We start from the raw sequence: 12,375 nt of genomic DNA on the forward strand, positions 1-12,375 counted from the left end.
GGTCCCGTTCGAAGTTACGAGCATGATTCGAAATGTCGAACCACGCGAACGACAGGGGCACGGTATGGGACAACCTGGCCTGAATCGCAGGCAACTTCTCGCCGCAGCAGGCGGTTTGGCAGTGGCGGGCAGCCTCGGCTTCGCCGCCCTCGGCACCGGCGCCGACGCGCTCGCCTCCGACGCTCACACCCGGGTGCGGTACTGGAACCTCTTCAGCGGCGGCGACGGCGCCAACATGATCGCGATGCTGGACGCCTTCCGCGGCGAACACCCCGACATCGAGGTGAAGGACTCCACCCTCCAGTGGGGCAACCCCTTCTACACCAAGCTCGCCATGGCCGCCGCGGGCGACCGCGCACCGGAGCTCGGCGTCATGCACATGGGCCGGGTCGCGGGATTCTCGCCGGGACGGCTCCTGGACCCGTGGGACGAGACCCTCCTCGCCAAGTACGGCATACGCAAGGAGGACTACAACCCGGCGCTGTGGAACCGCGGTGTCATCGACGGCAAGCTCTACGCCCTGCCGCTCGACATCCACGTACAGCTCTGCTTCTACCGCAAGGACGTCCTGAAGAAGGCGGACCTGCTGGGCGACGACGGCCGGATGATCCCGGTCACTTCCACCGACGAGTGGTTCGACGTCCTCAAGAAGGCCAAGCAGGTCCAGAAGAAGGGCCTGCAGACCATCGGACTGTGGACCAACGACCAGAACTTCCAGTGGTGGTTCTTCGTCGCCTTCTACACCCAGCTCGGCGGCCGGTGGTTCAGCGACGACAACACCGAGGTCCTCTTCGACGCCGACAAGGCCACCCAGGTCCTGGAGTTCCTCCGCAGGCACGTCACCGACGGATACGTCATCCCGGGCGCGCCGACCGGCGAGCAGTTCATCAACGGCGCCCCCTTCACCTGGGAGGGCAACTGGTCGGTCCCGGTCTTCTCCGGCGCGAAGCTGGACTACGGCGCGACCCCGCTCCCGCCCGTCTTCGGCAAGCAGGCGACCCACGCCGAGTCGCACGCCTTCGTCCTGCCGCACCAGGCGGGCCGTGGCGGCGCCACCGACGAGGCCGCGCACGAGCTGGCCGCATACGTCGTCACGCACGCCCTGCAGTGGGCGGCCGGCGGCCACATCCCCGCGTACACGCCGACGCTGTCCACGGCCGCCTACAAGAAGCTCACCCCGCAGAACGAGTACGTCTCCGCCATGAACCACCAGGCCACCGAGCCGAAGGTGTGGTTCGCGGGCTCCACCGGCGTCCTCGCCCAGGACCTCGGCCCCGTCGTCGTCTCCTCGACCATGGGCTCCGCGAAGCCGGCCACCGTCGGCCGGCGGATGAAGTCCCATCTCACCAAGCTCCTCGCCTCGACGAACCCGATGGACGGCAAGACCGCCGCGCAGGGAGGTGCGGTCGCATGACGACCAGTGCCCAGACCGTCGTCGCACCGGCGCGGGCGAAGACCGCCGCCGCCACCGCGACCCCGCGCCGCAAGCAGGGCTTCCAGCACGGGGGCTGGTTCGTCGCCCCGTTCCTGCTGCTGTTCGCGCTGTTCGTGATCTGGCCGCTGCTGCGCGGCGTCTACCTCAGCTTCACCGACGCCAACATCTCCGGCGACGGCGCGAGCTTCGTCGGCCTCGACAACTACCGCGACGCCCTGCACGACCAGGCGATGTGGGACGCGCTCGGCCACAGCGCCTACTTCACGCTGCTCGTCGTGCCGTGCATCACGGTCCTGGCCTTCCTGCTCGCGATGCTCGCCCACCACATCGAGCGCGGCAAGTGGCTGTGGCGGCTGTGCTTCTTCGCACCGTTCCTGCTGCCGTCGACGGTCGCCGCCAACATGTGGCAGTGGCTGTTCACCCAGGGGATCGGCCTGTTCAACGAGACCTTCGGGCTCACCACGCCCTGGCTGACCGACAAGTCGTACGCGATGCTCGCCATCGTCATCCAGACACTGTGGTGGACGGTCGGCTTCAGCTTCCTGCTGTACCTCGCCGCGCTCCAGGGCATCCCCGACCACCTCTACGAGGCCGCCAAGCTGGACGGCGCGAACGCCTGGCACCGGATGGTGCACATCACCCTGCCGATGCTGCGCCACATCACCGGCCTGGTGATCGCGCTCCAGGTCCTCGCCTCGCTCCAGCTCTTCGACCAGGCCGTCGTGATGATGGACTTCAGCCCCGGACCCGAGCTCAGCACCCGCTCCTTCGTCCAGTACACCCTCGAACAGGGCTTCACCAGCTACCGCGTGGGCTACGCCTCCGCGATGTCCATCATCTTCTTCGTGATCATCGCGGCCGTCGCCCTCGTGCGGATGGCGCTGCTGCGCAACCGTGAGGAGGGCGGCCGATGACCACCGCCGCGACCACCCCGAAGGTCAAGTCCCGCAAGCCCTGGACGCCCAGCCAGATCGTCCTCACGCTGCTCGGCGTCGCCGTCTCCGCCGTCTTCGTGGCGCCGATCGCCGCCGCCCTGTTCACCTCGCTCAAGTCCGAGACCGAGGCGGCCGAGATCCCGCCGCACTGGCTGCCGAAGGTGTGGACGGTCCAGGCCTGGAAAGCCCTCTGGGAGACCGGCAACATCACGAACTGGTTCGTCAACTCCCTCGTGGTGTCGATCCTGGTGACGGCCATCGTGGTCACCGTCGCCGCCCTCGCCGGATACGGCTTCGCCCGCACCGAGTTCAGGGGCAAGTCCGTCCTGATGGGCGTCATGATGACGGGCCTGATGATCTCCCCGGCCGTCCTCGGCGTGCCCCTCTTCAGCACCGTCCAGCAGATGGGGATGGTCGACACCTACTGGGGCATGATCCTTCCGCAGTGCGCGCCCGCCGCGATGGTCTACATCCTCTACAAGTTCTTCCAGGGCATCCCGCGAGAACTGGAGGAGGCGGCGTTCATCGACGGCGCCGGCCGCTGGCGGGTCTTCTTCACCATCGTGCTCCCCCTCTCCCGCCCCTCCCTCGCCGCGGTCGGCATCTTCACCTTCATCGCCTCGTGGAACAACTTCCTGTGGCCGTACATGGTGACCAACAACCCCGACCTGATGACCATGCCGAACGGCATCGCGACCGTCATGAACTCCTACGGCATCCAGTGGGCGCAGCTCATGGCAGGCGGTCTCATGGCGGGCCTGCCGCTGATCGTCGTCTTCGTCTTCTTCCAGCGGCAGATCGTGGCGGGCGTCGCCCACACGGGATTGGCGGGACAGTGAGAGCGGGCAGAGCGGGCAGAGCGGGCAGAGCGGTGACGGCGGTGATGGCGGCGCTCCTTTTGGCGTTCCTCCCCAACACGGCGCAGGCGGCGCAGAGTTACCCCGATCCGCTTCCGATCACCGGCCAGCAGATCATCCACGACCCGACCGTCATCCGTCTCAAGTCCGGCGGCTACGTGGCCTATTCGACCGGCGGCATCATCGGAGCCCGCCTCTCGAAGGACCTCAGGCACTGGGACGACGCCGGCAACGCCTTCGCGACGCCGCCGAGTTGGTGGTACGAGTACAACGACACCGGCGACCCCTGGGCGCCGGACATCTCCTACCGCGCGGGCAGATACTGGCTGTACTACGCCGTGTCGTCGTGGGGCACCAACCACAGCGCGATCGGCGTGGCCACGTCCCCGACCGGCCTGCCCGGCACCTGGACGGACCACGGCAAGGTCTTCACCTCCGAGACGACCGACACCTGGAACGCCATCGACCCGGCGATCATCCGGACGGGCGGCAGGCTGTGGATGTCGTTCGGCTCGTACTGGACGGGCATCCGCATGGTCGAACTGAACCCGGGGACGGGCAAGGCGCTCCCCGGCGCGACGGTCGCCCACCTGGCCACCCGCCCGGACGCCCCGTACGCGGTCGAGGGCCCGTACATCGTCGAACACGGCGGCTACTACTACCTCTTCGCGTCCTACGACGCCTGTTGCGCGGGCGTGAACTCGACATACAAGATCAAGGTCGGCCGCTCGACGAAGGTGACGGGCCCGTATGTCGACAGCACGGGCAAGCCCCTGCTGGAGGGCGGCGGCGACCTGTTGCTGGAGGGCCATGGCCGTTTCATCGGCACGGGCGGCGAATCGATCTTCAAGGACAGGGGCAGAGATGTCCTGGCGTACCACTACTACGACGCACAGGACAACGGCACCCCGAAGCTGGGCCTCAACAGGCTGGACTGGCAAAGAAACGGCTGGCCAAGGGTCTTTTAGGGGCGCGGGGCTGTGTCCCTGTGCGGCTCCGCCGCGTGGGCGCGACCAGCCACGAAGCACCCGCACCCGCCAACGAAACACGCACCCCCCTTTGGAAAGGCGAACATGCACACCGCCCGCTTCACTCTCGACCCCGCCTTCACCATCGGCGAAGTGAACCCCCGAATCTTCGGCAGCTTCGTCGAACACCTGGGCCGCTGCGTCTACACCGGCATCTTCGAACCGGACCACCCCACCGCGGACACGGCAGGCCTCCGCCAGGACGTCCTGGACCTGGTCCGCGAACTCGGCGTCACCGCCATCCGCTACCCCGGCGGCAACTTCGTCTCCGGGTACAAGTGGGAAGACTCGGTGGGCCCCGCCGAATCGCGCCCCCGCCGCCTCGACCTCGCCTGGCACTCGACGGAGACGAACCGCTTCGGACTCTCCGAGTACATCGACTTCCTCCGCAAGATAGGACCCCAGGCGGAGCCGATGATGGCCGTCAACCTGGGCACGAGGGGTGTCGCCGAGGCCCTGGAACTCCAGGAGTACGCCAACCACGCCGAGGGCACCGCACTCTCCGACCGGCGCATCGCCCACGGCGACAAGGACCCCTTCGGCATCGGACTGTGGTGCCTCGGCAACGAGATGGACGGCCCCTGGCAGACCGGCCACAAGACGGCCGAGGAGTACGGCCGGGTCGCCGCCGAGACGGCCCGCGCGATGCGCCAGATCGACCCGAAGGTCGAACTCGTCGTCTGCGGCTCCTCCAGCCAGTCCATGCCGACCTTCGCCGAATGGGAGGCCACGGTCCTGAAGGAGACGTACGACCTGGTCGACTACGTCTCCCTGCACGCCTACTACTGGCCCGAGAACGGCGACATCGACTCCTTCCTCGCCTCAGCCGTCGACATGGAGTCGTTCATCGACAACGTCGTCGCGACCGCCGACCATGTGGGCGCACGGCTGAAGTCGAAGAAGAAGATCAACCTGTCCTTCGACGAGTGGAACGTCTGGTACCTGCCCGAGTGGGAGGAGCACGCGAAGACGCTGACCGACTGGCCCGAGGCCCCCCGCCTGCTGGAGGACAACTACAGCGTCACCGACGCCGTCGTCTTCGGTTCCCTCCTCATCGGGCTGCTCCGGCACGCCGACCGCGTCACCGTCGCCTGTCTCGCCCAGCTCGTCAACGTCATCGCGCCGATCATGACCGAGCCGGGCGGCCCGGCGTGGCGGCAGACGACGTTCTTCCCGTTCGCGCAGGCCTCGCGGTACGGCCGGGGCACGGTCCTCGACGTCCGGGTGGACTCGCCGACGTACGAGACGCGGAAGTACGGCGAGACGGATCTGCTGCACGCGACGGCTGTCCGCGCCGGGGACGGCACGGTCACCGTCTTCGCCGTCAACCGCAGCCGGACCGACGCGCTGCCCCTCGAAGTCGCCCTGAACGGCCTCGACCTGACGAACGTCGTCGAGCACAGCGTGCTCGCGGACGCCGACCCGGACGCCCGCAACACCCTCGCCGACCCCGAGCGGGTCGCCCCGCACGCGGCCGAGGGCACGGCGCTGACGGACGACGGCACGCTGACGGCGACACTGGAACCGCTGTCCTGGAACGTGATCAGACTGGCGTAGGGCTTGCGCGACGCGTGTGCAGTCACTTCCGATCAGAGCTCGGTTGGCTGCACACTTGCGTCATGAACCGTCCGGGCCTGGCGGCGCGGTGGGCGGGCAGGCTCCTGTGCTGGACCTTGGCCGCAGCCATGGCGTTCGCCGCCGTCGAAGCCGTCGTCAAGCCGAGCGCCGGCTGGTGGCGCACGGCCTGGCCCCTGCCCTGGTACCTGGTCCCCTTCTGGGCCCTGCTGTGGGCGGCGCTGCGGGCACGGGAGAAACGAACGACCGGCGCGGGCCGCCCCGGCGCCGACGAGAACGTGCCGACGGACTACGACGAGATCGCCTGACGTCTCACAGGTGTCGTCGACCCCACAATGGGGCCATGAGGATCTCGGCGCGGGCGGACTACGCGGTACGGGCGGTACTGGAGCTTGCCGTACGGCAGGGCGGCGGGGACCCGGTGAAGGCGGAGTCGATCGCCGTCGAGCAGGACATTCCGCACAAGTTCCTGGAGGGGATCCTCGGCGACCTGCGGCGCGGCGGGATCGTCGACAGCCGGCGCGGGGGAGGCGGCGGCTACCGGCTGGCCCGCGACCCGGCGGCGATCACGGTCGCGGACGTGATCAGGGCGGTGGACGGCCCGATCGTCTCCGTGCGCGGCGAACGTCCGACAGGACTGACCTACACGGGCTCCGCGCAGCCCCTGCTTCCGCTGTGGATCGCGCTGCGGGCGAACGTGCGGCGGATCCTGGAGGGCGTCACGATCGCCGACATCGCGGCGGACGCGCTGCCGACTCCGGTGCAGGAACTGGCGGCGGAACCGGCGGCGTGGGAGAACCCGTAGCCCGCAGTGGGCCTGGTGGCCCGGTGGCCGAGTGGCCCGGTGGCCGGGTGGTGTGAACGGGACGGGGTGAATGGCCGGAGTTCGACCTGGGCGCGCCCCGAGGGCCTCCCTACGATGCGAGCGCCCCCCCCCAGTTCTTCACAGGAACTCCACAGGTGTTCCGTTGAACCAAGGAGAATCACCATGGCAAGTGGGCTGCTCCTGGGCGGCGCGGTCGCCGCGCTCCTCACCGCGGCGATACCCGCGCACAACTCGTCCCCCGTCTTCGACAACCCGCCCCCGGACAAGATCGTCATCGACGTCGCCACGGTGAACGGCTCAGGCTGTCCCGCCGGTACCGCGGCCGTCGCCGTCTCCGAGGACAACACCGCCTTCACCGTGACCTACAGCGACTACCTCGCCCAGGTCGGCGGGAGCTCCAACCCCACGGCGTTCCGCAAGAACTGCCAGCTCAACCTGATCGTGCACGTGCCCTCGGGCTTCACGTACGCCATCGCCAAGGCGGACTACCGCGGTTACGCCTCACTGCAGTCCGGCGCGAGCGCCGTGCAGCGGGCCTCGTACTACTTCCAGGGCTCGTCGCAGACGGTGTTCAAGAACCACAACTTCAACGGCTCCTACAGCGACAACTGGCAGGCCACCGACACCACGGACTGGGCCCAACTGGTCTGGGCGCCCTGTGGAGTTCAGCGCAACTTCAACATCAACACCGAGCTCCGGGTCAACGCGGGCACCTCGCCGTCGAGCAAGGTCAGCTTCATGACGATGGACTCGACCGACGGCGACCTCAGCACCATCTACCACATGGCCTGGAAGGAGTGCCCGGGCAAGTAGGCGGAGCGCCGCACCCCGCCGCGCGCCACGAAGCCGGCCCACGCGGCGGGGGAGCCGGGCCGGTTCACGCGACCGCCGTGGCCGGGTCGTGCCGGTCGCCGCAGTGGCGGCAGACGCCGGCCGCGGCGGCCGAGGAGCGTGCGTCGGCCGTGAGCCGGTCGTGGGTGGGACCCAGCGGCCCCGTCCTGGGGGTGGGGCGTCCCGCGCGGTTGTTGTGGCGCCCGGTGAGGGTGTGCCATTCGAGGTTTCCCCGCATCCAGTGCCGCAGGCCGGTGAGGTAGCGGGCGAGTTCGGGCGAGGCGTCGCGCCTGACCTCGGGTTCCAGGCGCAGATAGTCGCGCATGAGGTCGTCGTGGAGCTCGCCGGTCGCGCACATGCTGCGTTCGATGGACCAGCCGTGGCGTGCGGCGAGCACGGTGGGCAGGCTGTGACTGCCGATGTCGGCGCTCTCCTTGGCGACCGAGTACAGGTCGTTGACCAGCATGATCATGAGTGAGGCGGCGAGGGACAGGTCGCGGACGCCGGGCGTCTCCCAGTCCCGGACGGACAGTTCGTAGCCGCCGACGACGTCGATGAGGACCAGACAGGCCATGCCCCCGTTGTACTTCCGATGAGCCAGGTACTCCGCGGGTTCGGGTACGTGCCCGGCGATACGCCAGGAGTTTTCGGCCGCCATCGCGAGGAAGGTGGCGATCGTCTCGTGGCGTAGTCGGCCCACTTGCGCCGGTGCGCCGAGGCGGGTGACGTGTTCCGCGGTCTCGCGGAGCGCACGGGTCACCGGGTCGCCGGCGACGAAGGCCTCGACCGAGGGGCAGTCGGGCAGCCGGGGGCCGTTCTCCAGCGCGGTGAGCGCACCCGCGAGCCGTGAGGCGCTCATGGCGAGGTGGACGCCTTCGATGCCCTCGTCGCAGTAGTGGTCGTCCGCGGCGAACAGGGCGGTCATGTTGCGGGCCGCGAGCATCAGGTGATCGTGGTCGACCGCGTCAGGGTGCGTCAGCGCGGCGAACGTGCCGAACCGGTAGCCGTCCAGCTCGTTCCGCTGCCCCGGGAAGAGATCGAGGCTGAGCGCCCAGGCAACGATGTCGTCGTCCGCCTTGCGAGCCGCCGACTCGTCGTACGTGACCGGAAACGGGCACAACACACTCGGCACTGACAGTTCCCGTGTGGATGTGTCGCTATTCATGCATCTTATGGTGCGGTGTGAGGGCACTTCGGGGAATGGCTGGTTCTGGCCACAACATCGGTACCTCGCCAGCCATTTCGCCTCACAGCAGCATCGGCCGTTCCTGTCACAGGGGAGTTCATACCCCATCGGGCCGGGTGGCCGGGCCGGTTTGAGGGCACGTTTCGGCAATGCGGCGGGGCCTGGTAACGGCGCGCCCGACAAGGCCACTTCGCCGACCGGGGCGATCGTCGGCCACCTCGGCGGTGTCGTAAAACCCATCTGTCCGAAACTGGTTGGCCGAACGCCGACTGGACGCCACCAAAGAAGAGGTGACGTCCGGTCAGCTGGGGCAGCGGGGCCACGTGGTACGGCCGATGGTGCTGATGAGGGGTGGCCGACCGTCGCGGTCGGCCACCCCTCTTTTCCCTACCGGGCGGCTGTCAGGACAGCAGCTTGATCGCCTGCCAGCCCGTCGTGCCGACCGCCACCGGAGTGCCCACGAGCCCGCTCGCCCGGCCCGGCACGAACTCCAGGCCCGCCGACGTGTTGGCCGTCGTGGTCCACAGGTCGGAGACCCCGTCGCCGTTGGTGTCGCCCGAGGCGGTGATCAGCGGCCGGGCCGCCGTCGTCCAACCGGTCGCATACGCCGTCCGGTTGGCGCCCGCGCCCAGCGACGCCGGGTCGGTGCCGCCGTCGGAGACCCCGTCGCCGTCCGCGTCGCCCGGACTGCGCCCGTGGTACAGCCACACCTCGCCGTTGGCCGTGTTGCGGCCGATCAGGTCGGTGAAGCCGTCGCCGTCCACATCGCCCGGGGAAGCGAGCTGCATGCCGCTCCAGCCCGAGTTCCCGATCAGATAACCGGAGTCGACCGTGCCGCTCGCCTGGCCGGGCAGGAACCACAACTGGTCGCCGATCACCGCGACGAAGTCGGGATTCTGGAGCTCGCTGTCGGGCGTGATGTCGCCGACCGAGACGATCTGCTTGATGGCCGCCGTGTCGGTCGCCACCTCCGTCTCCGGGTCCGGGAAGACGTACACCTCCTGCTTGGTGTCCTCGGTGAACTCGCCCTGTCCGTTGTTGGGGTAGAGCCACAGCTTGCCGTCGGAGCGCCGGGCCACCAGATCCTCGTAGAAGTCCAGCGACCAGTCGCCCCGGTGCGTCAGCAGCGCCCCGTTCCAGCCGCCGCCGGAGGACAGCGGGATCATCGTGTCCACCTTGCCGCTGCCCGTCCCGCCGTACAGCCGCAGGTTGTTCGAGCCGTCCACGGCGAACAGGTCCGGCATGCCGTCCCCGTTGACGTCACCGGGCTTGTCCGTCACACCCGGGCTCTTGACGTAGAAGCGGTACGGGTAGATCGGGCCGGGATTCTTCGCCGCGTCCACGGAACGGACGTACAGCGTGTGCGGTCCCGGCGTGAGCGGGGTGATCCTCGCCTGCGCCGGGCCGCCCTTCGTCGTCGGCTTCGCCGAACTGCTCGGCGGGGTGCGGTCCAGGCCGTACAGGTACTCGGCGGTGTCCGACACGCCGTTGGCGCCGAACTCGAACACGCCCTCGGTGCGCGCCAGCGCGCCCTCGACCGGCTCGATGTCGGGCGTCGTCTCGGGGTACAGGTCGTCCTTGGAGTCGACGGTCGGCATCACCGTCGGCGCGGTCGGGTCGAAGCCGAAGCGGCAGCCGGGCGCGCCCGCCGTCGGCGTCCAGTCGGAGGCGAAGGCCGCGTCCGAGGTGTCCTCGGCCTGCGCCTTCCACGAGAACTGCCCGCCGCTCGCGCCCTTGTGCTGGTCGAGCAGCGCCTTCGGCACGACGACCCGCGCCTGCGCGCCCTTGGAGTCGGTCGACTTGACGGTGACCTTCACCCGCTTGTCGAAGATGATCCCGGGCGACACATCGTGCTTGCCGGTGGCCCACAGGTGGAACTGGACGTTCACCGCCCCGCCGTCCGGGTCCCAGGCCTGCGCGGTGAGCGTGACGTCCGTGTTGCCGACCGTCACGTACGAGGAGCCGTTGCCGCACTCGGTGGCGCTCACCTTGGTGCTGGGGATGGTGTCCAGGGCCCACGGGGCCTTCGGCAGCCGGTTGAACTCGACGATCAGCTTGGCGTCCGGCTTGAACTTCTTCCAGCTGTACTCGTCCTTGTTGTCCTCCGCGCTCTGCGGGGCCCGCAGACCGAAGGTGATGCTCGACCACTTGCTCGCCGCGGCTTTGACGGCCGCGTCCTTCGCGTTGAAGTCGACCGCCGCGTTGGGGCAGCCGAACGTCTCGTTGCCGTGCGCGACGCTGCGGCTGTCCTGGCGCGTCGACCAGGAGGGCTGCTTGTTCCAGGTGGTCGACGAGCTGATCGACCCCGTCAGATACAGCTCTACCGGCTTGGGCGTGCAGGACCAGGAGTGCGTCTCGGTGATCTGGAACTGCGCGTCGATCACCTTCACGCCCGCCAGGAACTTGGAGCCCACGCGGAAGAAGGAGCGGGCCGTGCCGCCCGTGGACGACTCGTAGCCGACGCGCGCCTCGCTCGTCGTACCGCCGTCCCAGCCCGTGCCGTTCCAGTAACTGCTCGTCGGATGCGGCTTGTAGGCGATCGTCCAGGCCTCGCGGGTGCCGGTCATCCGTGGGTCGATGTAGACCGGGAACTCGGTGTCCGGGGCGTCGAGCAGCTTCTGATCGGGCGTCAGAAAAATACGGTCGTCGGCCACTTCCACGCCGACCTCGCTGCTCTTGGTGCCCGGGGTGAGCGGGGAGGGGTCGGAGACGGGGCCGGTCGCGGTGGTGGTTTCCGCTCTGGCCGAGGAGGCGGCCGAACGCAGGCTCTTGACCGCCGGCGCCTGTTCCGCCGTCCCCGACGAGTCCCACATCCTGGCCGTGGAGGAGGCGAAGACGGTCTGCCCGGCCGCGTTGACCGCGCTGAGCGTGCCCGTCTCCGCGTCCTCACGCAGATCCAGGCCCTCCGTGCGCAGACCGAAGCCGATCTGCGCGAGCTCCGGGCGGTCGGCCGCCTCGGGGGTCTTCACGATCAGCGCCTGACTGAAACCGTCCACGCTCGCCTTCACGGCCAGATCGACGCCCGGGAAGACCTCCCGATAGGTCGCCGTGGGGCCGTCGAGCACCGGCTCGGGAAGGTCCTTCGGCCAGGTCAGGGCCAGTTCGCCGCCGCGGTCGGAGAGGGTGACGAGGCGGTTGTCGCCGCCCGCCGAGAACGTGACCCGGCCGGGTGCCGCCTTGGGCTGGATCCGGCCGGCCGTCTCGGCGAGCGTGGTGTCCACCGCCGTCCAGGCACCCTCGCGTTTCACGCGGACGGGCAGGGTGTGCTGGGTGTGGCGGAGGTTGCCGTTGGGTAGTGCGTGAGTCTCGCTGGTCTCGGTGCGCTCGGACACCAGCTCCACGGGCTCACCGGTCTCGGCGGCCTGCCGGAGGGCGTCCTGTTCGGCGTCCGCGGCCACCGTCGCCGCGTCGGCGGCCGAGCCGGCGGTGTCGGTCGCGACCGCGGTGAGCGGCGTCAGCCCGAGCGTCCCGCCGGCGAGCGCCGCGACGAGCGCGAGGCGCGCCGAGCGCCCGTTCCGGCGCGTCCGGCGCTGTCTTCGGGATGTGTCTGGCATGGGCGAATCCCCCCGGAGTCCGTTGCCGTGCGAGCCCCCTCCCGGGGGCCGCCGCGAGCCCTTTCACCTGGGCCGCGTCGCCGAACAGTACACGCGGCATGGCCAGTTCTTTGCCAAGGTATGGCGAAAGTGGGGATTGTCGCATTGC

10 protein-coding genes are annotated in these 12,375 nt (G+C 69.1%); 8 read left to right on the plus strand and 2 right to left on the minus strand.

The genetic code is table 11. The features are described from left to right. Positions 1–64 precede the first annotated feature (64 nt). The 8 genes from ACZ5SK_RS29525 to ACZ5SK_RS29560 all read left to right on the plus strand — a co-directional run bounded on the left by ACZ5SK_RS29525 (position 65) and on the right by ACZ5SK_RS29560 (position 7,469). A complete protein-coding gene (locus tag ACZ5SK_RS29525) occupies positions 65–1,414 on the plus strand; it encodes an extracellular solute-binding protein (RefSeq protein WP_334580395.1) in 1,350 nt (449 codons plus the stop codon). After that, a complete protein-coding gene (locus tag ACZ5SK_RS29530; protein WP_334580396.1) occupies positions 1,411–2,349 on the plus strand; it encodes a carbohydrate ABC transporter permease in 939 nt (312 codons plus the stop codon). The genes ACZ5SK_RS29525 and ACZ5SK_RS29530 overlap by 4 nt, the downstream gene beginning before the upstream one ends. Beyond that, positions 2,346–3,209, plus strand: coding sequence for a carbohydrate ABC transporter permease (locus ACZ5SK_RS29535; protein ID WP_334580397.1), 864 nt, complete (start codon positions 2,346–2,348; stop codon positions 3,207–3,209). The genes ACZ5SK_RS29530 and ACZ5SK_RS29535 overlap by 4 nt, the downstream gene beginning before the upstream one ends. Positions 3,210–3,253: 44 nt before the next feature. Beyond that, positions 3,254–4,195 carry an arabinan endo-1,5-alpha-L-arabinosidase gene (locus tag ACZ5SK_RS29540; protein ID WP_334580398.1) on the plus strand — a complete coding sequence of 314 codons (942 nt, stop codon included), beginning with the start codon at positions 3,254–3,256 and terminating at the stop codon, positions 4,193–4,195. A gap of 105 nt (positions 4,196–4,300) precedes the next feature. After that, positions 4,301–5,812, plus strand: coding sequence for an arabinosylfuranosidase ArfA (gene arfA / locus ACZ5SK_RS29545; protein WP_361703305.1), 1,512 nt, complete (start codon positions 4,301–4,303; stop codon positions 5,810–5,812). 62 nt (positions 5,813–5,874) lie between these two features. Beyond that, on the plus strand, positions 5,875–6,138 hold the full coding sequence (locus ACZ5SK_RS29550) for a hypothetical protein (protein WP_334580401.1): 264 nt from the start codon (positions 5,875–5,877) through the stop codon (positions 6,136–6,138). A gap of 35 nt (positions 6,139–6,173) precedes the next feature. Then, on the plus strand, positions 6,174–6,635 hold the full coding sequence (locus ACZ5SK_RS29555; protein WP_334580402.1) for an RrF2 family transcriptional regulator: 462 nt from the start codon (positions 6,174–6,176) through the stop codon (positions 6,633–6,635). A 183-nt stretch (positions 6,636–6,818) separates the two neighbouring features. Continuing rightward, positions 6,819–7,469, plus strand: a complete 651-nt coding sequence (locus ACZ5SK_RS29560) for a DUF4360 domain-containing protein (protein WP_334580403.1) — start codon at positions 6,819–6,821, stop codon at positions 7,467–7,469. A 64-nt stretch (positions 7,470–7,533) separates the two neighbouring features. Here the strand turns inward: ACZ5SK_RS29560 and ACZ5SK_RS29565 are convergent, their stop codons facing one another. Together ACZ5SK_RS29565 and ACZ5SK_RS29570 are read right to left on the minus strand one after the other, a co-directional pair. Next, positions 7,534–8,652: a terpene synthase family protein gene (locus tag ACZ5SK_RS29565; RefSeq protein ID WP_334580404.1), complete on the minus strand. Its 1,119-nt coding sequence runs from the start codon at positions 8,650–8,652 to the stop codon at positions 7,534–7,536. A gap of 422 nt (positions 8,653–9,074) precedes the next feature. Continuing rightward, on the minus strand, positions 9,075–12,227 hold the full coding sequence (locus ACZ5SK_RS29570) for a VCBS repeat-containing protein (RefSeq protein WP_361703299.1): 3,153 nt from the start codon (positions 12,225–12,227) through the stop codon (positions 9,075–9,077). Between the last annotated feature and the right edge of the window lie 148 nt (positions 12,228–12,375).

Source organism: Streptomyces sp. NPDC031474 (genome assembly GCF_055581185.1).

Bases quoted from the DNA above. Each gene is read 5' to 3' on its own strand.
- arfA (WP_361703305.1), top strand. From the start codon at position 4,301: ATGCACACCGCCCGCTTCACTCTCGACCCCGCCTTCACCATCGGCGAA.
- ACZ5SK_RS29535 (WP_334580397.1), top strand. From the start codon at position 2,346: ATGACCACCGCCGCGACCACCCCGAAGGTCAAGTCCCGCAAGCCCTGG.
- ACZ5SK_RS29525 (WP_334580395.1), top strand. From the start codon at position 65: ATGGGACAACCTGGCCTGAATCGCAGGCAACTTCTCGCCGCAGCAGGC.
- ACZ5SK_RS29550 (WP_334580401.1), top strand. From the start codon at position 5,875: ATGAACCGTCCGGGCCTGGCGGCGCGGTGGGCGGGCAGGCTCCTGTGC.
- ACZ5SK_RS29560 (WP_334580403.1), top strand. From the start codon at position 6,819: ATGGCAAGTGGGCTGCTCCTGGGCGGCGCGGTCGCCGCGCTCCTCACC.
- ACZ5SK_RS29530 (WP_334580396.1), top strand. From the start codon at position 1,411: ATGACGACCAGTGCCCAGACCGTCGTCGCACCGGCGCGGGCGAAGACC.
- ACZ5SK_RS29570 (WP_361703299.1), bottom strand. From the start codon at position 12,227: ATGCCAGACACATCCCGAAGACAGCGCCGGACGCGCCGGAACGGGCGC.
- ACZ5SK_RS29555 (WP_334580402.1), top strand. From the start codon at position 6,174: ATGAGGATCTCGGCGCGGGCGGACTACGCGGTACGGGCGGTACTGGAG.
- ACZ5SK_RS29565 (WP_334580404.1), bottom strand. From the start codon at position 8,652: ATGAATAGCGACACATCCACACGGGAACTGTCAGTGCCGAGTGTGTTG.
- ACZ5SK_RS29540 (WP_334580398.1), top strand. From the start codon at position 3,254: ATGGCGGCGCTCCTTTTGGCGTTCCTCCCCAACACGGCGCAGGCGGCG.